At 73.9% G+C, this 22,793-nt stretch carries 20 protein-coding genes; 12 read left to right on the plus strand and 8 right to left on the minus strand.

Going from position 1 to position 22,793, the window contains the following annotated elements; genetic code table 11:
- Nucleotides 1–12: 12 nt before the first annotated feature.
- From KMZ30_RS18795 to KMZ30_RS18805, 3 genes are all read left to right on the plus strand, one after another.
- Nucleotides 13–2,229 carry an NADP-dependent isocitrate dehydrogenase gene (locus KMZ30_RS18795; RefSeq protein WP_215514237.1) on the plus strand — a complete coding sequence of 739 codons (2,217 nt, stop codon included), beginning with the start codon at nt 13–15 and terminating at the stop codon, nt 2,227–2,229.
- 152 nt (nt 2,230–2,381) lie between these two features.
- A complete protein-coding gene (aqpZ, locus tag KMZ30_RS18800; RefSeq protein ID WP_215514238.1) occupies nt 2,382–3,197 on the plus strand; it encodes an aquaporin Z in 816 nt (271 codons plus the stop codon).
- Nucleotides 3,198–3,339: 142 nt separating this feature from the next.
- Nucleotides 3,340–4,329, plus strand: a complete 990-nt coding sequence (locus tag KMZ30_RS18805) for a malate dehydrogenase (RefSeq protein WP_215520097.1) — start codon at nt 3,340–3,342, stop codon at nt 4,327–4,329.
- A gap of 93 nt (nt 4,330–4,422) precedes the next feature.
- Here the strand turns inward: KMZ30_RS18805 and KMZ30_RS18810 are convergent, their stop codons facing one another.
- Nucleotides 4,423–5,535: a calcium:cation antiporter gene (locus tag KMZ30_RS18810; protein WP_372447532.1), complete on the minus strand. Its 1,113-nt coding sequence runs from the start codon at nt 5,533–5,535 to the stop codon at nt 4,423–4,425.
- Nucleotide 5,536: 1 nt separating this feature from the next.
- Nucleotides 5,537–6,418, minus strand: coding sequence for a bifunctional methylenetetrahydrofolate dehydrogenase/methenyltetrahydrofolate cyclohydrolase (locus KMZ30_RS18815; RefSeq protein ID WP_215514239.1), 882 nt, complete (start codon nt 6,416–6,418; stop codon nt 5,537–5,539).
- Between the two features lie 248 nt (nt 6,419–6,666).
- Between KMZ30_RS18815 and KMZ30_RS18820 the strand changes: the two genes are divergently transcribed.
- A complete protein-coding gene (locus KMZ30_RS18820; RefSeq protein ID WP_215514240.1) occupies nt 6,667–7,017 on the plus strand; it encodes a hypothetical protein in 351 nt (116 codons plus the stop codon).
- A 22-nt stretch (nt 7,018–7,039) separates the two neighbouring features.
- Here the strand turns inward: KMZ30_RS18820 and KMZ30_RS18825 are convergent, their stop codons facing one another.
- The 3 genes from KMZ30_RS18825 to KMZ30_RS18835 are packed head-to-tail and all read right to left on the minus strand — an operon-like array spanning nt 7,040 to nt 10,739.
- Nucleotides 7,040–8,446 (minus strand): YlbE family protein, encoded by a 1,407-nt coding sequence (locus tag KMZ30_RS18825; protein WP_215514241.1) that lies wholly within the window; start codon nt 8,444–8,446, stop codon nt 7,040–7,042.
- The gene (locus KMZ30_RS18830; protein WP_215514242.1) at nt 8,443–9,933 is read right to left on the minus strand and encodes an AllF/FdrA family protein; all 1,491 of its coding nucleotides are present in this window, start codon (nt 9,931–9,933) and stop codon (nt 8,443–8,445) included. Before KMZ30_RS18830 ends, KMZ30_RS18825 begins: the two co-directional genes overlap by 4 nt.
- Nucleotides 9,930–10,739 carry an oxamate carbamoyltransferase subunit AllH family protein gene (locus tag KMZ30_RS18835; protein ID WP_215514243.1) on the minus strand — a complete coding sequence of 270 codons (810 nt, stop codon included), beginning with the start codon at nt 10,737–10,739 and terminating at the stop codon, nt 9,930–9,932. Before KMZ30_RS18835 ends, KMZ30_RS18830 begins: the two co-directional genes overlap by 4 nt.
- A 76-nt stretch (nt 10,740–10,815) precedes the next feature.
- Between KMZ30_RS18835 and KMZ30_RS18840 the strand changes: the two genes are divergently transcribed.
- Both KMZ30_RS18840 and KMZ30_RS18845 read left to right on the plus strand, forming a co-directional pair.
- The gene (locus tag KMZ30_RS18840; protein ID WP_226903265.1) at nt 10,816–12,132 is read left to right on the plus strand and encodes a PucR family transcriptional regulator; all 1,317 of its coding nucleotides are present in this window, start codon (nt 10,816–10,818) and stop codon (nt 12,130–12,132) included.
- Between the two features lie 419 nt (nt 12,133–12,551).
- Nucleotides 12,552–14,141 carry an HNH endonuclease signature motif containing protein gene (locus tag KMZ30_RS18845; protein WP_215514245.1) on the plus strand — a complete coding sequence of 530 codons (1,590 nt, stop codon included), beginning with the start codon at nt 12,552–12,554 and terminating at the stop codon, nt 14,139–14,141.
- 50 nt (nt 14,142–14,191) lie between these two features.
- Here the strand turns inward: KMZ30_RS18845 and KMZ30_RS18850 are convergent, their stop codons facing one another.
- The 3 genes from KMZ30_RS18850 to KMZ30_RS18860 all read right to left on the minus strand — a co-directional run bounded on the left by KMZ30_RS18850 (nt 14,192) and on the right by KMZ30_RS18860 (nt 15,544).
- Entirely contained in the window at nt 14,192–14,554 is a 363-nt protein-coding gene (locus KMZ30_RS18850; protein ID WP_215514246.1) for a VOC family protein, read from the minus strand.
- Nucleotides 14,555–14,621: 67 nt separating this feature from the next.
- Nucleotides 14,622–15,011, minus strand: coding sequence for a hypothetical protein (locus tag KMZ30_RS18855; protein ID WP_215514247.1), 390 nt, complete (start codon nt 15,009–15,011; stop codon nt 14,622–14,624).
- Entirely contained in the window at nt 15,008–15,544 is a 537-nt protein-coding gene (locus tag KMZ30_RS18860) for a 2'-5' RNA ligase family protein (protein ID WP_215514248.1), read from the minus strand. The genes KMZ30_RS18855 and KMZ30_RS18860 overlap by 4 nt, the downstream gene beginning before the upstream one ends.
- Nucleotides 15,545–15,768: 224 nt before the next feature.
- Between KMZ30_RS18860 and KMZ30_RS18865 the strand changes: the two genes are divergently transcribed.
- The 6 genes from KMZ30_RS18865 (at nt 15,769) to KMZ30_RS18890 (ending at nt 22,751) form a co-directional block, all read left to right on the plus strand.
- On the plus strand, nt 15,769–17,268 hold the full coding sequence (locus tag KMZ30_RS18865; RefSeq protein WP_215514249.1) for a uracil-xanthine permease family protein: 1,500 nt from the start codon (nt 15,769–15,771) through the stop codon (nt 17,266–17,268).
- A gap of 132 nt (nt 17,269–17,400) precedes the next feature.
- Entirely contained in the window at nt 17,401–18,270 is an 870-nt protein-coding gene (locus KMZ30_RS18870) for an FAD binding domain-containing protein (protein ID WP_215514250.1), read from the plus strand.
- A complete protein-coding gene (locus KMZ30_RS18875; RefSeq protein ID WP_215514251.1) occupies nt 18,267–18,779 on the plus strand; it encodes a (2Fe-2S)-binding protein in 513 nt (170 codons plus the stop codon). The genes KMZ30_RS18870 and KMZ30_RS18875 overlap by 4 nt, the downstream gene beginning before the upstream one ends.
- Nucleotides 18,776–21,178, plus strand: coding sequence for an aerobic carbon-monoxide dehydrogenase large subunit (gene cutA / locus KMZ30_RS18880; RefSeq protein ID WP_215514252.1), 2,403 nt, complete (start codon nt 18,776–18,778; stop codon nt 21,176–21,178). Before KMZ30_RS18875 ends, cutA begins: the two co-directional genes overlap by 4 nt.
- Nucleotides 21,175–21,852: an SRPBCC family protein gene (locus tag KMZ30_RS18885; RefSeq protein ID WP_215514253.1), complete on the plus strand. Its 678-nt coding sequence runs from the start codon at nt 21,175–21,177 to the stop codon at nt 21,850–21,852. The genes cutA and KMZ30_RS18885 overlap by 4 nt, the downstream gene beginning before the upstream one ends.
- Entirely contained in the window at nt 21,852–22,751 is a 900-nt protein-coding gene (locus KMZ30_RS18890) for a carbon-nitrogen hydrolase family protein (protein WP_215514254.1), read from the plus strand. Before KMZ30_RS18885 ends, KMZ30_RS18890 begins: the two co-directional genes overlap by 1 nt.
- Nucleotides 22,752–22,793: the final 42 nt, after the last annotated feature.

The raw sequence follows: 22,793 nt of genomic DNA on the forward strand, positions 1-22,793 counted from the left end.
TCGACGACGACCATGGCCACGAAGATCATCTACACCCTGACCGACGAGGCCCCGATGCTGGCCACGTACTCGTTCCTCCCGGTCATCGAGGCCTTCGCCTCCTCCGCCGGCGTCGACGTCGAGACCCGCGACATCTCGCTGGCCGGCCGCATCCTCGCCCTCTTCCCGGAGCACCTCACCGAGGAGCAGCGCATCGGCGACGCCCTCACCGAGCTCGGCGAGCTCGCGACGACGCCCGAGGCGAACATCATCAAGCTGCCGAACATCTCGGCGTCGATGCCGCAGCTCAAGGCGGCCATCAAGGAGCTGCAGTCGCAGGGCTACGCCCTTCCCGACTACCCGGACAGCCCGCAGACCGACGAGGAGCGCGACGTCCGCGCCCGCTACGACAAGGTCAAGGGCAGCGCCGTCAACCCGGTCCTGCGCGAGGGCAACTCCGACCGCCGCGCCCCCGCCGCCGTCAAGGGCTACGCCCGCAAGCACCCCCACTCGATGGGCGCCTGGTCGGCCGACAGCCGCACGCGCGTCGCGACGATGGGCGCCGACGACTTCCGCAGCAACGAGCAGTCCGTCGTCCTCCCCGCCGACGACACCCTGACCATCCGCCACGTGGCCGCCGACGGCACCGAGACCGTCCTCAAGGACGGCCTCAAGGTACTCGAGGGCGAGATCGTCGACGCCACCGTGATGCGCGCCGCCGCCCTCGACGCGTTCCTGCGCGAGCAGGTCGCGCAGGCCAAGGCCGACGGCGTCCTCTTCTCGGTGCACCTCAAGGCGACGATGATGAAGGTCAGCGACCCCATCGTCTTCGGCCACGTCGTCACGGCGTTCTTCCCCGAGGTCTTCGAGAAGTACGGCGACGACCTCGCGGCCGCCGGCCTCTCGCCGAACAACGGCCTCGGCGGCATCCTCGACGGCCTCGACGCCCTCCCGAACGGCGCCGAGATCCGCGCGGCGTTCGAGCAGGGCCTCGCCGACGGCCCCCGCCTGGCGATGGTGAACTCCGACAAGGGCATCACCAACCTCCACGTCCCGAGCGACGTCATCGTCGACGCCTCGATGCCGGCGATGATCCGCACGGCCGGCCACATGTGGGGCCCGGACGGCGAGGAGGCCGACACCCTCGCGGTCATCCCCGACTCCTCGTACGCCGGCGTCTACCAGGCCGTCATCGAGGACTGCCAGGCCCACGGCGCCTACGACCCGACGACGATGGGCTCGGTCCCGAACGTCGGCCTCATGGCGCAGAAGGCCGAGGAGTACGGCAGCCACGACAAGACCTTCGAGATCGAGGCCGCCGGCCGCGTCGAGGTCGTCGACGGCTCCGGCGAGGTCCTCATGAGCCACGACGTCGAGGCGGGCGACATCTGGCGCGCCTGCCAGACCAAGGACGCCCCGATCCGGGACTGGGTCAAGCTCGCCGTCACCCGCGCCCGGGCCTCGCAGACCCCGGCCGTCTTCTGGCTCGACGAGACGCGCGCCCACGACCGCAACCTCATCGCGAAGGTCGAGGCCTACCTGCCCGAGCACGACACCGACGGCCTGGACCTGCGCGTCCTCTCGCCCGTCGAGGCCGCGAAGCTCTCGGTCGAGCGCATCCGGCGCGGCGAGGACACCATCTCGGTCACCGGCAACGTCCTGCGCGACTACAACACCGACCTCTTCCCGATCCTCGAGCTCGGCACCTCCGCGAAGATGCTGTCGGTCGTCCCGCTGATGAACGGTGGCGGCCTCTTCGAGACCGGCGCCGGCGGCTCGGCCCCGAAGCACGTCCAGCAGCTCGTCGCCGAGGACTACCTGCGCTGGGACAGCCTCGGCGAGTTCCTCGCGCTGGCCGAGTCCTTCCGCCACGAGGCCGACCGCGGCAACGCCCGCGCCGGTGTTCTCGGCGACGCCCTCGACCGCGCCACCGGCACGCTGCTCGACGAGAACAAGTCCCCGGCGCGCCGGGTCGGCTCGATCGACAACCGCGGCAGCCACTTCTGGCTCGCCCGCTACTGGGCCCAGGAGCTCGCTGCGCAGACCGAGGACGCCGAGCTCGCGCAGGTGTTCGCGCCCGTCGCGGAGCAGCTCGTCGCACAGACCGACACCATCGAGGCCGAGCTCCTCGCGGTGCAGGGCAAGCCGGCCGACATCGGCGGCTACTACCGTCCCGACCCCGCGAAGGCCGCGTCCGTCATGCGCCCGAGCAGCACGCTCAACGGCATCCTCGACGCGCTCGAGCGCTGACCGCAGGCGCCACCACGCCGGAGGCCGGGCCCACCACGACGGTGGGACCCGGCCTCCGCCGTGTCCGGCGCCGTCGCCGCGGGGAACGACACGACCGGCGCACCCTCGACGGACCCGTGCGTCCGCGCCCGTGACGCGCCACACTGAGCGCCATGACCACCCCCACGATGGTGCAGCGGCTCGGTGCGGAGCTGCTCGGCACGTTCTGGCTCGTGTTCGGCGGCTGCGGCTCGGCCGTCTTCGCCGCGACCTACCTCGCGCCCAACGTCGTCGCCGGCCAGAGCGTGCAGCTCGGCATCGGCTTCGTCGGGGTCGCGCTCGCGTTCGGCCTCACCGTCATGACGATGGCCTACGCCGTGGGGCACGTCTCCGGAGCGCACTTCAACCCGGCGGTCACCATCGGCGCTGCCGTGGCCCGGCGCTTCGAGTGGCGCGACGTGCCGGCCTACGTCGTCACCCAGGTCGTCGGCGGCCTGCTCGGCGGCCTCGCCGTCTGGGGCATCGCCCGGGGCAAGGACGGCTTCAGCGCCGAGGGCAACCTCGCCGCCAACGGCTTCGGCGAGCACTCCCCCGGCGGCTACTCGCTCGTCGCGGTGTTCGTCGCCGAGGCGCTGCTCACCGCCGTCTTCGTCTACGTCATCCTCGGCGCGACGGACTCGCGTGCCCCCGAGGGCTTCGCGCCCATCGCGATCGGGTTGGCGCTCACCCTGATCCACCTGGTCTCGATCCCGATCTCCAACACCTCGGTCAACCCGGCCCGCTCGACCGGCGTGGCGTTCTTCAACGGTGCGGGTGCGCCCGGTCAGCTGTGGGTCTTCTGGCTGGCGCCGATCTTCGGGGCGGCCATCGCGGGCGCCACCTTCCACCTCATCACCGGCGTCGACCGCCGCGACCGCGACATCTCCGGCGAGATCGAGGCCGAGGACGTCCGCGTCGCCGACGGCGTCGACCCCGACGCGCCCCGCTGACGGAGTCGGCCCCTCCCGGCCGGCTGCGCACGGGGCCGGGCGGGAGTGGCCAACCCCACCCGGCCGCGCCTACGGGCGTCGGGCGCCGCGCTGATAGCGTCGAACCGACATCCAGACTCGCTCGTCCGAAGGGGTTACATCCGTGAGCACCACGCCCGTCAAGGTGGCCGTCACCGGCGCCGCCGGCCAGATCGGCTACAGCCTCCTGTTCCGCATCGCGAGCGGTGCGCTGCTCGGGCCGGACACGCCCGTCGAGCTGCGCCTGCTCGAGATCACCCCGGCCCTCAAGGCGCTCGAGGGCGTCGTCATGGAGCTCGACGACTGCGCCTTCCCGACCCTCGCGAAGGTCGAGATCGGCGACGACGCGACGAAGGTCTTCGACGGCGTCAACCACGCCCTCCTCGTCGGCGCCCGCCCGCGCGGCCCGGGCATGGAGCGCGGCGACCTGCTCGAGGCCAACGGCGGCATCTTCGCCCCGCAGGGCAAGGCCCTCAACGAGGTCGCGGCCGACGACATCCGCATCACCGTCACCGGCAACCCGGCGAACACCAACGCCCTCATCGCGATGAGCAACGCGCCCGACATCCCCACCGAGCGCTTCTCGGCGCTGACCCGCCTCGACCACAACCGCGCCATCTCGCAGCTGTCCGCGAAGCTCGGCGTGCCGGTGACCGAGACCAGGAAGATGACGATCTGGGGCAACCACTCCGCGACCCAGTACCCCGACCTCTTCCACGCCGAGGTCGGTGGCCGGAACGCGGCCGAGGCCGTCGGTGACCAGGACTGGCTCGAGAACACCTTCATCCCGACGGTCGCCAAGCGCGGCGCCGCCATCATCGACGCCCGCGGCGCCTCCTCGGCGGCCTCCGCCGCGTCGGCGACCATCGACCACGCGCGCACCTGGGTCGAGGGCACGCCGGACGGCGACTGGGTGTCGATGGCCGTCCGCTCCGACGGCTCCTACGGCGTGCAGGAGGGCATCATCTCGTCCTTCCCCGTCACCGTCTCCGGCGGTCGCTGGGAGATCGTCCAGGGCCTCGAGATCGACGAGTTCTCGCGCGGTCGCATCGACGCCTCGGTCGCCGAGCTCGTCGGTGAGCGCGACGCCGTCAAGGAGCTCGGCCTCATCTGAGCCCGGATCCTCCGGCGGCTCACCCCGTCGAGTGAACAGAACACGCCGTGCGGCCCTCGGGCTGCACGGCGTGTTCTGTTCGCTCGACGGGTGTCAGGGGGACATCGAGAGGAAGAGGAAGGCCGCGAGCAGGGTGAGGTGCACCGTGCCCTGCAGCCGCGTCGCACGACCCGGCACGACGGTCAGCACCGCCGCGACCATCGTGATCGAGAGCAGGACGATCTGGGTCGGCCCGAGCCCGAGGTGCAGCGGCGTCGGCACCCAGATGGACGCCACCGCGAGGGTCGGGATGGTCAGGCCGATCGACGCCATGGCCGACCCCATCGCGAGGTTGAGCGAGACCTGGATGCGCTCGCGCCGCGCCGCGTTGGCCGCCGCGATCGTCTCGGGCAGGAGCACGAGCAGCGCGATGACGACACCGACGAACGACACCGGCAGCCCGGCGGCGAGGACCGCAGACTCGATGGCCGGCGACTCGATCTTCGCCAGCCCGACGACCCCGACGAGCGAGAGCAGCAGGAGGACGAGCGAGACGGTCGCCTCGCGGTTCGTCGGCGGGTCGGCGTGGTCGTCGCTGTCCTCCTCCGTCACCGGCTTGCCCTGCTTCGTGACCGGCAGGAAGAAGTCGCGGTGGCGGACGGTCTGGGTGACGACGAACGCCGCGTAGAGGCTGAGCGAGGCGACGGCGGCGAAGACCAGCTGCGGGCCGGTGAACTCCGGGCCGGGCTGGCCGGTGGTGAACGTCGGCAGCACGAGGCAGGTGGCGGCCAGAGCCGCGACCGTCGCCAGCGCTCCCCCGGTGCCCTCGGCGTTGAACCGGGCGAACCCGAAGCGCCGCGCCCCGAGCAGCAAGGAGAGGCCCATGATGCCGTTGACGGTGATCATCACCGCCGCGAAGACGGTGTCGCGCGCGAGCGTCGCCGCCTCGTCGCCGCCGCTGAGCATGAGCGTGACGATGAGCGAGACCTCGATGACGGTCACCGCGACCGCGAGGACGAGCGAGCCGAACGGCTCCCCGACCCGGTGCGCGACGACCTCCGCGTGGTGGACGGCGGCGAGCACCGCGAGGGCCAGGAGGATCGCGACGAGGACGACGACGAGCGTGCCGATGTCGCGGCCCCACGTGAGGGCGAGGGCGACGAGCGCGACGACCGGGGCGGCCGTCCACGTCTTGGCCGCCATCGGGTGCGTGCCGGCAGCGGCCACCTCAGCCACCCCCGGGGTGCAGCCCGGCGGCGCGCTCGGCGGCCTCGACGACGTTGGAGAGGAGCATCGCGCGGGTCATCGGCCCGACCCCGCCGGGGTTGGGGCTGACGAAGCCCGCGACGTCCCACACGTCGTCGGCGACGTCGCCGGCGACCCGGCCCTTGCCGGTCTCCTCGTCGACGATCCGCGAGACGCCGACGTCGAGCACGGCCGCGCCGGGCTTGACCATCTCGGCCGTGACGATGCCGGGCACACCGGCCGCGGCGATGACGATGTCGGCCTGGCGCACCTCGGCCGCGAGGTCACGCGTGCCGGTGTGGCAGAGCGTGACGGTGGCGTTCTCGGAGCGCCGGGTGAGGATGAGCCCGAGCGGGCGGCCGACGGTCAGGCCGCGGCCGACGACGACGACCTTCGCGCCGGCGATCGGCACGTCGTAGCGGCGCAGGAGCTCGATGCAGCCGACGGGGGTGCACGGCAGGGGTGCCGGCTCACCGAGGACGAGCCATCCGAGGTTCGTCGGGTGCAGCCCGTCGACGTCCTTGGCCGGGTCGACCGCCGAGAGGATCGCGTTCTCGTCGAGGCCGGTCGGCTGCTGGACGATGAAGCCGGTGCACGCCGGGTCGGTGTTGAGCTCGCGGACGACCCCGAGGACGTCGTCGAGGGACGAGGTCGCCGGCAGGTCGCGGCGGATCGAGTGGATGCCGATCTCGGCACAGTCCCGGTGCTTGGCGCCGACGTACCACTGGCTGCCGGGGTCCTCACCGACGAGGACGGTGCCCAGCCCGGGCACCACGCCGCGTTCCGCGAGCGCGGCCACGCGGGCGCGCAGCTCGTCCTTGATCGTCGCGAGGATGGCCTTGCCGTCGAGTGTCGTGGCGCTCACCCGGCCATCCTCCCATCGACGCGACGGGGGTGGGGACGACGTCCGGACCACGCCGGGCACGGGAGCACCGGTGGGGCGGCCCCTCTGCAACGCCGCCCCACCGGCACCCGTGGCCGGTCCTCCTCTGCCAGGAGCCGGTCACGACGAGTCGTTCGGAGCTGTCCGGGGGTCCGGATGGGGCCGGTCGCGCACGACCTCCGTCGGCGACCGGACGCCGTACGTCCCCTCGCGCGGCTAGCGTGGTCGAGGTGGCGGTCTACCGGGTCAACGACGAGGCGGTGGAGCACGCGCGGGCGCGCATCGCGGCCCACCAGTACGTGCTCGACAGCGACTGGGGTGCGGTCCAGCCGGACGCCGCCGCCCAGAACGCCTTCCTCGAGCGCCACACCTGGCCGGAGTACGCCGCGTGGCACCTCGGCCTGACCGAGGGCGCCACCGACGGCACGAAGGCGCGCTACGCGTTCGTCGCCGGGGACTTCCGCCGCGTGCACCGCAGCGCGCTCATCGCGTGCGTGTACCGGGCGTCGGAGTGGCGCCACAAGGAGGTGGAGCTGGCCGCGCACGACCTGCTCCAGCTGCTCGACGCGACGAGCGGCTGACCGCGGCAGGCCGGGCTGCCGGTCAGCGGGGGACGGCCTCCGCGAGGGCCTCGACGGCTTGCGTGAAGCACTGCTCGGGCGGCATGACGAGACCGGCGCCGACCTGCCCGGTGCCGGCGACGCGGCCGGCCATCCCCGTGTTGATCTGGGGCAGCTCGCCGGTGCGGACCACCTTGGTCACGTCGATGCCGACCGGCGTCCCGCGGAAGCCGAGCACCGGCACCTGGTAGACCGGGTGCTCGCCGACGGTCACCTCGTACATCCGTCGGGTCGCCGCGAGCGCGAACGGCACGTCGCCACCGACGAACCGGACGATGGCCGGCGCGGCGGCCATCGCGAAGCCGCCGATGCCGCCGGTCTCGGTGATGGCCGAGTCGCCGATGTCGGGGTTGGCGTCCTCGGGACCGTAGTCGCCGAGGAAGAGCCCCTGCGGGGTGTTCGCCGGGCCGGTGAACCAGCGGTCGCCGGTGCCCGAGACGCGGATGCCGAAGTCGGTGCCGTTGCGCGCCATCGTCGTGACGACGCTCGACCCGGGGATGCCCTCGGCGGCGAGGGTCGCCAGCTTGCAGGCGGGCATCCCGAGGTTGAGGAAGAAGTGCTCGTTCGCCCCCGAGAAGCGCACGGCCTCGGCGACGTCCGTCGAGGACGCGTCGGCGGTGATCATCCCGGGCAGCAGGTCGCGCAGGAGCATGAGCGAGCCGGCGCGGTTGCGGTTGTGGCCCTCGTCGCCCATCTGGAGCATCTGCGCGACGATCGCGCGGATGTCGATGGGACCGGTGCTGCGGACGGCCTGTCGCAGGATCGGTCCGAGGACGTCGCCCATCCAGCGCAGGCGCTCGACGACCTCGGGGCCGTACGCGCCGTAGCGCAGCACCTTGCCGAGGCCCTCGTTGAGCGAGCACCACGAGGTGTTGTCGTGCACCTCGTCGCGCAGGACGTAGGTCCACATCGACGGGCTGACGACGCCGGCCATCGGACCGACCGCGCCACGGTGGTGACAGGGCTCGAGCTCGAACTCGCCTGCCGCGAGGCGCTGCTCGGCGTCCTCGGCGGTGTCGGCGAGGCCCTCGAGGAGCACCGCGCCGATGAGGGCCCCGCGCAGCGGCCCGGACGCGCGCTCCCAGGTGATGGGCGGCCCGGCGTGGAGGAAGGTGCCGCGCTCGAGGCCGAGGGCCTCCGAGGCGGGGGCGACGTCGACGAGCACGGCCTCGGCCGCGGTCATCCGGGCCAGGGCGGTGGCGTTGGCCTCCTCGCGGCGCGGGTCGGCCATGACCCGGGCGAGGGCGCCGTCGGTGCCGGGCATCGGGGGGTGCCAGCCGGCGTCCGTGACGGGCACGGCCTGGTCGCGCAGGGCGTCGGCGAAGAGCGCGACGCCGGAGGTGGCGACGACGGGGTCGGCAGCGAGCAGGCCGCGGAGCGGGGCGGTCATCGGGCACCTCCGAGCAGGGAGACGGCGTGCCGGGTGGCCGCCGCGTTGGACAGGAAGACGGACGCGCCGGCCGCGGCGAGCGCCTCGGCGCAGCGGCTGCGACCCTGCGGGTCGGCGTCGGTCCCGGTGAGGGAGACGACGACCGGCAGGGCGCGGCCGTCGGCGTGCGCCGTGTCGCGGGCGGCGCGGACGGCGTCGGCGAGCTCGCCGGCGGGGTCGGGGTGCGCGCCGTGCCCGAGGACGAGGTCGAGCAGGAGGACACCGCAGGTCGGGTCGGCGGCCTCGGCGGCGATCCGCTCCATCCGCAGGGTCGGGTCGATCATCGGGTGGGCCCGGCCGCGGGTCAGCTCGTCGGCGCCGAAGTCGACGACGACGTGCCCGGTGGCCGCGAGGTCGGCGCCGAGCGCCGGCTCGTGGCCGAGGTTGGACGCGATCGGCCCGAGCGTCCCGGTGGCGACGAGCAGCGACTCCTCGGCGAGCGTCCCGCCGCAGAAGAGACCGCGCAGGGCCGGGCCGACGGCGAGGCCGGCGTCCTCGGGGGTGGCGGTCGTCGCGGGCCAGGTCGGGACGGTGACGCCCTCCGCGGCGAGCGCCTGCTCGACGGCGGCGGTGAGGTCCGGCCGGCCGGCGCCGAGGGTCGCCCAGTGCACGCGCAGGCCGAGGTCGGCCGCCTCCGCCCGGACGGTCTCGAGCACGGCGTCGTCCGGGGGCTTGGAGACGACGAGGACCCACTCGGTCGACGCGTCCTCGGCGAGCGCGCGCAGCGCCTGCCGCGTGGAGCGACCACCGACGGCGGCCTTGAGGTCGCGGCCGCCGACGCCGAGGCAGTGGCTGACGCCGACCTCCGCGGCCTCCAGGAGGCACATCGCCTGCTGCGCACCGGTTCCCGACGCGGCGACGATGCCGACCGGGCCCTGGCGCACGACGTTGGCGAACCCCAGCGCGACCCCGCCGACGAGCGCGGTGCCGCAGTCCGGCCCCATGACGAGGACGTCGGCGGCAGCAGCGGCGTCCTTGAGCGCGACCTCGTCCTCGACGGAGACGTTGTCGGAGAACAGCATCACCGACGCGCCGGCGGCGATCGCGTCGTAGGTCTCGGTGACGGCGTGCGCGCCGGGGACCGAGACGACGGCGAGGCCGGCGCCCGCCCGGCGGATGGCCGAGCCGAGCGTGGCCGGCGGGACCTCGTCGGCCGCACCGGTGTCGGACGAGGTGGCGGAGAGCGCGCGCAGGGCGTCCTCGACGGCCGCGAGGCCGCTCTCGACGCCGGCCTCGTCATCAGCGCGGACGGCGACGACGAGGTCGTTGGGCCCGGCGTCGGCCGGCACCTCGAAACCCATCTGGCGCAGGACGTCGACGTTGAGCTCGGTGGCCATCGCGACCTGGGCCGCCTGCACCCCCGGGGCGCCGGCGACGCTGCGGGAGACCTGCATGAGGCTCACCGAGTCGTGGTAGGCCCCTCGACGGAGCTCGACGTGGACGGTCATGCGGCGATCCTTCCGGTGGGTGCCAGGGCGGCGAGGGTGGCGGCGAGCCCGGTGACGAGGTCGCGGCCGGAGGTGTGGCCCACCGCGAGGACGGCGGGCAGGTGCGTGGTGACGCCGGCGGCGTCGGCGCGGGCGACGGCGGCGACGAGCGCGACGACGTCGGGGGCGGCCCAGCCGTCGACGGCGCCCTCGAGGAGGGCCGCCGAGACCGCCGTCGTCGCGGTGAGCCGCGCGCGGACGGCGGCGGCGAGCGCGTCGGAGGGGGAGCCGGCGGCACGGTGCAGGAGGAGGGCGCCGGCGAGGGCGTCATCCCCGCTCGGGGTGAGCCCGGGGCCGCGGCCCACGAGGGCGCGGACGGCGACCTCCGGCTCGGCGCGGTGCACGGCGTGGGCGACGCCGTCGACGAGCCACCCCGGAGCATCCGCGGTGGCGGCGGCGAGCAGCGCGACGACCCGTCCGAGGTCACTGCACAGGCGTCCGGCCGGCACGCGCGCCGGACGCCAGGTGCGCCGCGCGACGACCGTGGCCGAGGGCAGGCGCACCGTCCCCTCGCCGACGACGACCCCGTCCCCCGGGGCGAGGGCGGCGACGTGCACGGGCTCGGCGACCCGCAGGGCCGACGGGAGGGCGACGGCGTCCGGGCCGAGGACCGGCAGGACGCGCCCGTCGAGCCGCAGGTAGACGCCGACGCGGCCGGCAGCGAGCACCTCGGCGCGTCGGGGCGGACCGTGGACGAGGTCGGCGGTCAGCGGCGAGACCGCACCGGCCAGCACGCGGGGCGCGGCGGTGGGGTCCGGGATGGGCATACCGAGACGCTAGTGACGCCGCTAGAGTGCCCGGATGGTCAGAGTTGCCAACGATGGGCCCGATCGCGCACAGACCTTGCCAGCCGTCCCGCCGGAGCAGAGCGCGGACCCGGTCGAGCTCGCCGCCCTCGTCGAGCACCAGCGGGCCCTGCTCGCCCGCGAGGACGAGGTGCACCGCGTCCTCGTCCACGTCGTGCTCGACGGCGGGGGGCTGGCGCAGGTCGCCGAGGCCGTCGCCGGGTTCTTCGGCGGCGCGGCGACCGTGACGACGACCGACGGCCGCCTGCTGTCGCAGGCGGGCTCGCTCGACGGCGTCGCCGACGTGACCGACCTCGCCTGCTTCGACCGCACCGGGCGCCTGCTCGTCGAGGACGAGCCCGTCGGCTGGCGCGACCCGGACCGCGGCGCCGACCCCACCCGCGCCTTCGTGCGCATCGTCGCGGGCTCGTCCGACCTCGGGATGCTCGGCGCGTACTCCCCCGGTCCGGCCCTGTCCCGCACCGACGTCCACATGCTCGAGCGGGCTGCGACCGTGGCGGCGCTGGCCATCACGAAGGAGCAGGCGGTCGCGGCGGTCGAGGGCAAGTACCGCGCGGAGTTCCTGCGCGACGCCCTCGCCGGGCGCGCCGGCGACCCCGCCGACGTCGCCTCGCACGCGGCGTCCCTCGGGTGGCGGGTCGACCGGCCGCTCGTCGTCGTCGCCGCCGAGACCGACGAGGACGACTCGGCGACGACCCGCAGCGCCGAGGAGGTGCGCGGGCTGCAGGACCGGTTCGTCCGGGCGTGGACCCAGGCCGTCCGCTCGCGCGACACCTCGGTGGCGGTCGCGGGGTTCAGCCAGGAGGTCGTCGTGCTCCTGCCGGTCGACGAGGACGCCGACACCGAGGCCGTGCTGCGCCCCGTGGCGGAGCTCGCGCGGGTCGTCCGCGGCGACGGCGGCGGTGGGAGGCGCACCTTCACCACCGGCGTCTCGCGGCTCGTCACCTCGCCGGCCGACCTGCCCCGCGCCTACGACGAGGCGCTGACGGCGGTGCACGTCGGCCGCCAGGTGCACGGCGACTCCGGGCTCGCGCACTTCGACGAGCTCGGCATCTACCGCCTGCTCGCGCTCGTCCCCGACTCGGCCGACCTGCGGCGGTTCGTCACCGAGAGCCTCGGCGAGCTCGCGACCGACGACGTCCCCGAGAACGCCGACCTGCGCAACACCCTGTCGGTGCTCATCGACACCAACCTCAACGTCGCCGAGACCGCGCGCCGGCTGTTCTTCCACTACAACACGCTGCGCTACCGCATCGCCAAGCTCGAGCGGATGCTCGGCCCCTTCACGACCGATCCCCAGCTGCGCCTCACCCTCGCCCTCGCGCTGCGCGTCCACCGCATGAAGGGCCTCTGACAGTCGGACGCTGCCGGTTGGAGGTCGGCGGGTCGCAGCGGGCCGCGCGGCCTCGTCCGGTGTGCCACAGGCCCCTATGGCCGGGCCGGAGAGTCACCGCCCACGCCGACGAGCGCCAGTTTCCGCGTCGTCACCGTGATGACGCAGCAATCGCCCGCGGACGCGGATACATCCGCGTCCAGCGCCAGTTTCCGCGTCACCCCAGTGACGGCGGGGTTGCCCGGCCGCCCGTCTTCATCTGCCGCCGAACGGGCGGAACGGGCCGACGCCAACGCCTGGCCCGCACCGGCGCCACCCATCCAGGCGGACGCCCCTGAAAGTGACGGAAAGGACTGACCGACAACAAGATTGGCCCCTCTAGCCCTTGCCTCTCGAACACGCTTTCGATAGACTGGGGCCATCGCAACGAGGGGGTGCTCATGGTCGACCCGACACAGGTCACAGCGGTCGTGCGCGCCGCCCGCGAGCTTCTCGACGGGGTCCACTCCCCGGCTCCGGTCGGTGGCTCGCTCGAGCACTGCGCCTCCCTCGTCGGCGAGCTCCAGTCCCTCGCCAACGTCGTGACGGCGTTGCAGGACAGCGCGATCGTCGCCCTGGCTGCCGTGGAGACGGACGTGGCCGAGGACGGCACGGTCGTCGAGCGCCGTCGTGCGCCGGGGCACGTCGCCCTCGACGCGCCGGCCATCGTCTCCGGTGTCCTGTGCCTCTCGTCCGTCGCCGCGGAGCGTCGGGTCCGCGACGCCGTGCGGCGCGCGGCCGACGGTCCGGACGGGACCGGCACCCACACCGGCCTCGGCGGGCTGCACGACGCGATGGGCGGAGGCCGGCTCGACGCCTTCCGCGCCCAGGTCGTCGCCCACGAGCTCGAGGAGGTGCCCGCCGACGTGGCGGCGACGGTCGTCGCGACCATCGACGAGCACCTCGACCGCGAGGCCGCGCCGGCGCTGCGCCGGCGGGTCCGGCGCGCCCTTGCCCGCATCTCGCCGGACCTGCTCCGGCAGCGCGCCGTCCGTGCCCGCTCCGAGTCCTCCCTGCAGCGGTGGGTCGACGAGCCGGGCGTCGACACCTGGCACGGCACCTTCCCGTCCGAGGAGGCCTGCGCGGCCTGGGCCGCCATCGACCGGCTCGCCCAGCAGTACGTCGCCGACGGGGTCTGCGACCGCATCGACCGCGCCCGCGCGAAGGCGCTCACGGACCTCGTCATCGGACAGGCCACCATCGACCTCCGGGTCAGCCTCGCCACCCCGGTCGGTTCCGCCGTTGTCGCCGAACGGAACTCGATGGCGCCGCTCGCTGCCGGCTCGGACTCCGACCTCGTCGAGGTCACCGGCCTGCGCCCCGGCGACCCGGTCCTCGTCCCCCGCGGATGGCTGGCCACGGTCCTCGAACGCAACAGCGGCGCCGAGGCTGCCGACTCGACACCCTTCCTCCGTTGCGACCCGTCCAGCGGTGCGCCGGTCGACCCCGACGGCGCCCTCGCCACCGCGGCCTACCGACCCGGTGTCCGGCTGGCGGCCTTCGTCCGCGACCGCGACCAGCACTGCCGCTTCCCCGGCTGCCACGTCGCCGCCCGGTTCTGCGACCTCGACCACGTCGTCCCGTTCCCCGCCGGGCCCACCCGCGCGTCGAACCTCGCCTGCCTCTGCCGCCGCCACCACCGCACCAAGCAGCGCCCCGGCTGGCGGGCCGTCCTCCATCCCGACGCCACGATGACCTGGACCGACCCCACGGGCCGGGTCCGGACCACCCAGCCGCCCGACCGGCTCGGTCTCACCGTGCTGCCGGACACCGGGACCGACGCCGAGCCGCCGCCCCGCCGAAGGCCCCGGCTCGCCCTGCCCGACGGCCCCCACTCGGCCCTCGAGCACCACCTCGAGCACGAGCTCCCCGCCCCCGCCTGCCGCGTCCACGTCATCCGCCCACTGGTCCCGATGACCTGCGCGCTCCGGCCGCACCCTCGATCGCGCCGAGCAGACACCTCCCGGGTCATCGCCCCACCCCCCTTCTGACACGACGCACCGTGGACCGTCGGCAGCTCCGGCGTGGCCACGTCCGGCGTTCAGTGACGGCTGGTGAACCGCAGGTAGTAGCCGTCCGGGTCGCTCAGGCGGAAGTCCCGCAGGCCCCACGGCCTGTCCTGCAGGTCCTCGGCGAGTGGGAGGCCGGCACCGACGACCCGGTCCCGGACGTCACGGACGTCGTCGACGTCGATGACGATCTCGGCACCGGCCGGGACCGCTCGACGGACCGGGTCGACGGCCGGCGCCTCGGCGGCACCGATCCGTGCGCGCCCCATCCGGAAGGCCGCGTACCGCGGCGGCCCGTCCGACCGGCCGGTCGTCCCGAAGCCCAGCCGTTCGTAGAACCTGACGGTCTCGTCCAGGTCGGCCACGAAGATCTCGACCCTCAGCGACGCATCCACGGTCCCCGTCCTCGCTGTCGGCGATGCCGCACGCGTAGCCCGCGGGCCTCTGACCCCACGGACATCATCAGGCGTCGCGCAGGGCGGCCTCGAAGCCGTCCGGGTCGACGACCGTGAACGTGGCGCCGGGGTGCCGGATGGTCCCGGTCGGGTCGATGGCCGGGACCGGCTCGTGGAACGAGACGCAGACGCCCCGTTCACCGTTGGTGGCGAAGGTGACGCCCCGGTCCGTGAACGACAGGTGCGGCGGACCGGCGGTCTTGACGAACGCGTAGCCGCCCGACTGCTCCACCCCCGCCACATTGGTGAGCGAGGTGTCGAGGGTCCACCACGAGAACCGCGCCCGCAGCCGCCCGCCGCCCACCTCGACCCACGTCGTCGCCGGCAGCACGCCGAACGGCAGCCCCGCGATCCGGTAGCGGGGGTCGAACGCGAAGTCGAAGCGGCGGGACGTCATCCGTCGACGCTACGGGCGCCGGCCGGGCCGCGGGGCGGGGTGAGCTCCTCGGTCTCGCGGGCGACGGAGTCCCAGTGCCGCGCGGCCTCGAACACCACCTCGCCCGGCCCGTCGCCGAGCAGCGCCAGCGCCTCCCCCACCTGGGATGACGACAGCCGCCGGCCGAGCGTCACGTGCGGGACCCACCGGCCCGGCTCCACGAGCGGCGAGGACACCGGGGCCACGAGGCGCGCCAGCGCGGCGTGTACCCCGAGCAGCCCGTCGGTCACCACGACCAGACGGGCCAGCACGAACGGCCCCCGCCCGAAGACGATCGGCGCCCCCAGCCGGGTCGGCAGCGGCAGGCAAGCGAGCGCGTCGGCCACCGCCTCGCGCCCGGGCCATCCATCGCTCGTCACGAGCGTGACGTGCGGGCGGTTGGACGCCCCGCGGTGCTGCGCCTGGCTCGGCAGGCCCGCGTCGGCGAGGGCGCTCCACTCGGCGACGACGGCCGCGTCGCCGGCGTCGTCGAGGAGGAGCTCCACGGAGTGCACCCGGCCATCCTCGCCCGCCCGACACGCCGGTGGACACGCGCGCGTCACACGACCGACCCGCGCGCGTGACACCGCGAGCCCACCGACACCGGGTTGCCAACCGAAGCGGCATCCGGCTGTCAAAGATTGCTGAGGGTGTCCTCCCACACCGGTCACTAGGTTCCCGGTATCACAAACCCTGTGAGCGGCGTCACCGACGCGGCCCCGGCGAAAGAGGTCACCGCATGTCCCTCGGTCTCGGATGGAAGGTCAAGGGCGACGGCGCGTCGCTCGGCCCCGGTGAGGTCGTCGCCCCCGACGAACGCCTCTCGTGGGGTCGCACCATCGGGCTCGGCGCCCAGCACGTCGTCGCGATGTTCGGCGCGACGTTCGTCTTCCCGCTGGTCATGGGTCTGAACCCCCAGCTGGCGATCATGATGAGCGGCATCGCGACCATCGCGTTCCTCCTCATCGTCTCGGGCAAGGTCCCGAGCTACCTGGGCACCTCCGCCTCGTTCGTCGGCGGCGTCGCGGCCGTCCGCGCCCAGGGCGGCGACTCGGCCGAGGTCACCGGCGCGATCCTCGTCGCCGGCCTCGTCCTCGCCGCGGTCGGCGTCGCGATCCACTTCCTCGGCTCGCGCGTCCTCCACGAGGTGCTGCCCCCGGTCGTCACCGGCGCGGTCGTCATGCTCATCGGCTTCAACCTCGCCCCCGTGGTCGCCGGCATCTACTGGCCCCAGGACCAGTGGGTCGGCTTCCTCACGATGCTCTTCACGATCGTCGTCGCCGTCGCGTTCAAAGGCTTCATCGGCCGCGTCGCGATCTTCCTCGCGCTGGTCTTCGGCACGCTCCTCTCGTGGGTCCTCGACAACACCGTCGGCCAGATCACCTCCGTGCTCGGCGGAGCCACCGAGGCGACGACCCACCTGCGCTGGGACACCTCGGGCGTCGGTGACGCCGCGTGGTTCGGCTTCCCGAGCCAGACGATGGTCGCCGCGGACGGCAAGGAGGTCGTCGGGTGGCACCTGCCGAGCTTCTCCGCCACCGCGATCCTGCTCGTCCTCCCCGCCGTCATCGCCCTCATCGCCGAGAACACCGGCCACGTCAAGGCCGTCGCCGAGATGACCGGCGCCGACCTCGACCCGGTCATGGGCCGCGCGATCGCCGCCGACGGCGTCGGCACGGTCATCGCGACCTCGGTCGGCGGCTCGCCGACGACCACCTACGCCGAGAACATCGGTGTCATGGCCGCGACCCGCGTCTACTCGACGGCCGCGTACTACGTCGCCGCGATCGTCGCGCTCCTCTTCGGCCTCTCGCCGAAGTTCGGCGCCCTCGTCGCGTCCGTCCCGGGCGGCGTGCTCGGCGGCATCACCGTCGTCCTCTACGGGATGATCGGCCTCCTCGGCGCGAAGATCTGGAAGGAGAACGGGGTCGACTTCGGCAACCCGATCAACCTCGTCCCGGTCGCCGCGGGCATCATCATCGGCATCGGCAACGTCGAGCTCAAGGTGACCGACGACTTCTCGCTCGGCGGCATCGCGCTCGGCACCATCGTCACGGTCGCCGGCTGGCACCTGGCCCGGGCCCTCGCCCCGGCCGAGCTGCGCAAGGACGCCGAGGGCACGCTCGTCGCGGTCGGCGACCACGTGTACGGCGACAGCGACGGCATCGACGACCTCTACCAGGACGGCTACCCCGGCGGCCGCGGCCCCCGCGACCCCGGGCGCGACAGCCGCCCCTGACCGACCACGTGCGCCCCGCCCGGGCACCGCACCGGGCGGGGCGCACTGCTTTTCCCGGACGACCCGCACACCCCACCCCACCCACCGGCCCGCCCCTACCGCGGCGCCCACCCGAGAGGCAGGATCGACCAGGTGAAGCCCGCCCCCTTCGTCCACCACGCACCCCGCACGCTCGAGGAGGCGGTCGCCGTCCTCGGCGACGTCGGGCACGACGGCAAGGTGCTCGCGGGCGGCCAGAGCCTCATCCCCCTGCTCTCGATGCGCCTCGCCTCGCCGGCCCACCTCGTCGACGTCAACGGCGTCGCCGGCCTCGACACCGTCGAGGTCACGGACACCCACGTGCGCGTCGGCGCCCTCGTCCGGCACGCCGGGCTCGAGCGGCACGAGGGCGCGGCCGCCGCACTCCCCCTCCTGCGCCAGGCCCTGCGCAACGTCGCCCACCCGGCCATCCGCACCCGCGGCACGACCGTCGGCTCGATCGCCCACGCCGACCCCTCGGGCGAGATGCCGGCCGTCACCGTCCTCACCGACGGCGTCGTCGAGGCCGCCGGGCCGCGTGGCCGGCGCGAGATCGCCGCCGCCGACTTCTTCACCGGCCCGCTCGAGACCACCCTCGCCGAGGACGAGCTCGTCGTCGCCGTGCGCTTCGGCCGGCTGCCCGCCGGCACCCGCACGGGCTTCGTCGAGTCGGCCCGGCGCTCGGGCGACTACGCCCTCGCCGGCGTCGCCCTCGCGGTCGCGCTCGACGGTGACGTCGTCACCTCGGCCCGCGCGTCGTTCGTCTCGGTCACCCCGGTGCCCGACGTGCTCGACCTCGGCCCGGCGCTCGCCGGCCGGTCGGCCGACGACCTCCCCCTCGACGACGTGGTCGAGCTCGTCCGCTCCCACGTCGACCCCGAGTCCGACATCCACGCCCCCGCCGACTACCGGCGGATGCTCGCCGCCGAGCTCACCCGGCGGGTCCTGACCACGACGACCACCCCGACGGAGGGAGCGGCATGACGGACGCCGCCACGGAGCAGAAGCTCGACATCACCCTGACGGTCAACGGCGTCCGCCGGACGGCGAGCGCGCCCGCGCGCCGCCTGCTGTCGGACTTCCTGCGCCACGACCTCGGCCTGACCGGCACCCACGTCGGCTGCGAGCACGGGGTGTGCGGTGCGTGCACCGTGCTCCTCGACGGCGAGCCGGCCCGCGCGTGCCTCGTCTTCGCGGTCACCGCGCAGGCGCACGAGATCACCACGGTCGAGGGCATCGGCAACGACCCGGCGAACCTCAGCCCGGTGCAGCAGGCCTTCGCCGAGTGCCACGCGCTCCAGTGCGGCTTCTGCACACCGGGGTTCGTCACGACGATCACCGCCTACCTCGACGAGAACCCGCAGCCGACCCCGGAGGAGGCGCGGGAGGCCATCTCGGGCAACCTCTGCCGGTGCACCGGCTACCAGAACATCGTCAAGGCCGTCGTGCGCGCCTCCGAGATCGTCCGCGAGCGCGAGGGGGAGACCCGATGACCACCCGCCAGGTCGGCGAGCCGGTCCAGCGCCGCGAAGACCCGCGGCTGCTCACCGGCAACGGCCGCTACCTCGATGACCTCGGGCTCGGCGCGCTGCAGGCCGCGTTCGTCCGCAGCCCGCACGCCCACGCGCGCATCGTCGACATCGACATCGACGACGCGTGGGAGCTCGACGGCGTCGAGGCCATCTACACGTGGGAGGACCTCGACGGGCGCGTCGGCGAGCCGCTGCCGGTCCTCATCCCCCACCCCGCGCTGACCCACCCGCGCACCGGGTACTGCCTCGCGAAGAGCGAGGTCAACCACGTCGGCGAGGCCGTCGTCATGGTCGTCGCCCGCGACCGCTACGTCGCCGAGGACGCCTGCGGGCGCATCCAGGTGACGTACGAGACCCTCAAGCCGGTCGTCGGGCTCGAGAACGCCCGCGCCGCGGAGCGCCTCGTCCACGACGACGCCCCGGGCAACGTCGCGGCCAACTTGCTCCAGGAGGTCGGTGACGTCGACACGGCGATGGCGGCCGCCCCCAACACGCTGACCCTCGAGCTCGAGATCGAGCGCAGCGCCTGCATGCCGATGGAGGGCAAGGGCGTCTACGCGCGCTGGGACGCCGACGACGCGTCGCTGCGCCTCTACTCCTCGACGCAGACGAGCACCGGGGTGCGCGCGGCCGTCGCCGCGAAGCTCGAGATGCCGCTGGCCAAGGTCGAGGTCGTCACCCCCGACGTCGGCGGCGGCTTCGGCGTCAAGATCATGCACCCGTGGCCCGAGGAGGTCCTCGTGCCGTGGGCGGCGCGCCGGCTCGGCCGCGACGTCAAGTGGACCGAGGACCGCCGCGAGCACTTCGTCTCGAGCGCGCACGAGCGCGGGCAGCTCCAGGAGGTCACCGTCGGCTTCGACGACGAGGGCCGCCTGCTCGCCCTCGACGTCCGCTTCTGGCACGACAACGGCGCGTACACGCCCTACGGGATCATCGTCCCGATCATCACGGCGACCCAGCTGCTCGGCCCTTACAAGCCGGGCGCCTACCGCGTCGAGTTCTGGTCGCTCTACACGAACACCGTTCTCGTGACGCCGTATCGCGGCGCCGGCCGCCCCCAGGGCTGCTACGCGATGGAGCGGACGATGGACGCCATCGCCGCGCACCTCGGCCTGGACCGCACCGAGGTCCGCAGCCGCAACTTCATCCAGCCCGACGAGATGCCGTACGACCACGGCCTGATGTTCCAGGACGGCCGCCCGCTCAAGTACGACTCCGGCGACTTCCCGGCGTCGCTGGCCAAGCTCAAGGACCTCGTCGGTTGGGACGACTTCGCCGCCTACCGCGAGCAGGCCGCGCGCGAGGGGCGCAAGGTCGGGCTCGGCATCGGCTGCTACGTCGAGGGCACCGGGGTCGGCCCCTACGAGGGCGGCCACGTGCAGGTCGAGACCAACGGGCGCGTCAACGTCGCGACCGGCCTGACCACCCAGGGCCAGGGCCACCAGACGGTGCTCGCGCAGATCGTCGCCGACCAGCTCGGCGTGCGCCTCGAGGACGTCCACGTGACGACCGGTGACACCCGGCGGATGGCGTACGCGGTCGGCACCTTCGCCTCGCGCGGCGCCGTGATGTCCGGCAACGCCGTCGCCCTCGCGGCGAAGGTGGTGCGCGACAAGGCCCTCCGCATCGCGGCGGACGCGCTCGAGGTCTCCCCCGACGACCTCGAGATCACCGACGGCGTCATCTCGGTCAAGGGCGCGCCCGGCACGAGCATCGACCTCAAGACCATCGCGGTCATGTCCAACCCGCTGCGCTACGCGTTCGACACGGCAGCCCAGGCGGCCACCCAGTTCGCCGGCACGTTCGACCCCGACAAGCCGCCGGTCGCCGACGACGACGAGCCCGGGCTCGAGGGGCAGGACTTCTACTCGCCGACCCAGGCGACGTTCGCGAACGGGATGCACGCGGCGGTCGTCGAGACCGACCCCGTGACGGCCGAGATCCGCATCCTGCGCTACTGCGTCATCCACGACTGCGGCGTCATGGTCAACCCGATGATCGTCGAGGGCCAGGTCCACGGCGGTGTCGCGCAGGGCGTCGGCGGCGCGCTCTACGAGCGGATGGTCTACGACGAGGGCGGCCAGCTGCTCAACGCCTCGTTCATGGACTTCCTCGTGCCGTACGCGTCCGAGGTCCCCCACGTCGAGACCGACCACCTCGAGACCCCCTCGCCCCTCAACCCGTTGGGGCTCAAGGGAGCCGGTGAGGCCGGGACCATCCCGGTCACCGCCGTCATCGCCTCGGCCGTCGAGGACGCCGAGGGCTTCCCCATCCGTTCCATGCCGATCAGCCCCGCCGAGCTGTGGGAGCTGCGCCGGCAGCACTCGTCCGTCCCCGCCGCCCTGGAAGGTGCGTCATGAAGATCTCCGGTTCGTCCACCCTCGAGTCCCCCGTCGAGCAGGTCTGGGCCGCCATCCTCGACCCCGCCGTCCTCGCCCGCTGCATCCCCGGCTGCGAGGCCCTGCGCACCGTCGGCGAGGACCGCTACGCGATGACGGTCACCGCCGGCGTCGCGGCCATCAAGGGCACCTACCAGGGCGAGGTCGCGCTGACCGACATGGAGAAGCCCTCGGCGCTCACGTTGCGCGCCAACGGCTCCGGGGCGCCGGGCACCATCGACGCCGACGTGCGCGTCACGCTCTCGCCGGCGGCCAACGGCGGCACCGACCTCTCCTACGACGCCGACGCGACCGTCGGCGGCACGATCGGCGGTGTCGGCCAGCGGATGCTCGCCGGCGTCACGAAGAAGATGGCCGGCCAGTTCTTCAACGCCCTCGACGCCGACATCGCCGGCGACGGCCCGGCCACCCCCGTCATCGCACCGCCCGGCGCGTCCGCCGACGCCGTCGCCGTGCCGAGCGAGGCGCCGGTGGGCACCACCTTCGTCGGCAAGGCGGCCTCCGCGCCCGGCTCGGGCGGCGTCGGTGGAGGCGGCGCCGCCTCGGCGCGCGACCTCGTCCTCGCCGGTGTCGCGGGAGCGGTCATCGCCCTCGTCGGCGTCGCGCTCGGCGCCCGGATCGGACGGGCCCGCTGATGCGCGCCTTCACCGCCGCCGCCGTCCAGGTCGCGCCCGTCGCGGCCCCGCTGACCGCCGAGACGGTCACCGCCAACATCGACCGCTGCGTCGAGTACACGCGCCGCTGCGTCGAGGCGACCGGCGCCGAGCTCGTCGTCCTCCCCGAGTCCTGCACGACCGGGTTCACCCCCGGCTGCCCGACCGAGGAGCTGTGGGAGCTCGTCTCCGAGCTGCCCGGCCCCATCACCCAACGGCTGACCGACCTGGCCGCCGAGCTCGGCATCCACCTCGTCTTCGGCACCTACGAGCGCGGCCCCAGCCCCGACGTCGTCTACAACGCGTCGGTGCTCGTCGACCCCAGCGGCGAGGTCCGGGGCATCTACCGCAAGACGCACCCGTTCTGCTCCGAGTCGGTCGCCGGCGGCGGCTGGGTCACCCCCGGCGACACCGTGACCGTCGTCGACACCGAGCTCGGCCGGATCGGGATGATCATCTGCTTCGACGGCGACTACCCGGAGCTCGCCCGCATCCAGGCCGTCCAGGGCGCCGAGGTCATCGCCCGCCCGTCGGCGCTGCTGCGCTCGGCCGACGTCTGGGAGCTGACCTCGCGGGCCCGGGCGTACGACAACCACGTCTACGTCATCGGGGCCAACGCCACCGGCACCGACGCCGCGGGCGTGCACTACTTCGGCAACAGCCACGTCGTGACGCCGATCGGGCACATCGCCGCGAAGGCCGCCTCGCACGAGGGCTGGGTCTCCGCGCGGCTCGACCCGGCCGAGGCGCTGGCCTCGCTGACCCCCGGCTCGAACGTCGGGCAGGGCTTCGACCACCTGCGCGACCGCAACCTCGACCTCATTCGCAACCACCGCGCGGACCTCGAGGCCCCGGCGAAGACGTCCTTCCCGCACGCGTGAGCGGTGCCGGGTCCGGGGCGGTCCCGGACCCGGCACCCCCCG

The sequence above is a fragment of the Phycicoccus mangrovi genome, from assembly GCF_018729305.1.
Lineage (GTDB): Bacteria > Actinomycetota > Actinomycetes > Actinomycetales > Dermatophilaceae > Phycicoccus > Phycicoccus jejuensis.

Excerpts from the sequence above, each read along its gene's own strand:
- KMZ30_RS18795 (WP_215514237.1), top strand. The coding sequence starts at position 13 with ATGGCCACGAAGATCATCTACACCCTGACCGACGAGGCCCCGATGCTG.
- aqpZ (WP_215514238.1), top strand. The coding sequence starts at position 2,382 with ATGACCACCCCCACGATGGTGCAGCGGCTCGGTGCGGAGCTGCTCGGC.
- KMZ30_RS18825 (WP_215514241.1), bottom strand. The coding sequence starts at position 8,446 with ATGACCGCCCCGCTCCGCGGCCTGCTCGCTGCCGACCCCGTCGTCGCC.
- KMZ30_RS18830 (WP_215514242.1), bottom strand. The coding sequence starts at position 9,933 with ATGACCGTCCACGTCGAGCTCCGTCGAGGGGCCTACCACGACTCGGTG.
- KMZ30_RS18835 (WP_215514243.1), bottom strand. The coding sequence starts at position 10,739 with ATGCCCATCCCGGACCCCACCGCCGCGCCCCGCGTGCTGGCCGGTGCG.
- KMZ30_RS18845 (WP_215514245.1), top strand. The coding sequence starts at position 12,552 with ATGGTCGACCCGACACAGGTCACAGCGGTCGTGCGCGCCGCCCGCGAG.
- KMZ30_RS18855 (WP_215514247.1), bottom strand. The coding sequence starts at position 15,011 with ATGACGTCCCGCCGCTTCGACTTCGCGTTCGACCCCCGCTACCGGATC.
- KMZ30_RS18865 (WP_215514249.1), top strand. The coding sequence starts at position 15,769 with ATGTCCCTCGGTCTCGGATGGAAGGTCAAGGGCGACGGCGCGTCGCTC.
- KMZ30_RS18875 (WP_215514251.1), top strand. The coding sequence starts at position 18,267 with ATGACGGACGCCGCCACGGAGCAGAAGCTCGACATCACCCTGACGGTC.
- cutA (WP_215514252.1), top strand. The coding sequence starts at position 18,776 with ATGACCACCCGCCAGGTCGGCGAGCCGGTCCAGCGCCGCGAAGACCCG.
- KMZ30_RS18885 (WP_215514253.1), top strand. The coding sequence starts at position 21,175 with ATGAAGATCTCCGGTTCGTCCACCCTCGAGTCCCCCGTCGAGCAGGTC.
- KMZ30_RS18890 (WP_215514254.1), top strand. The coding sequence starts at position 21,852 with ATGCGCGCCTTCACCGCCGCCGCCGTCCAGGTCGCGCCCGTCGCGGCC.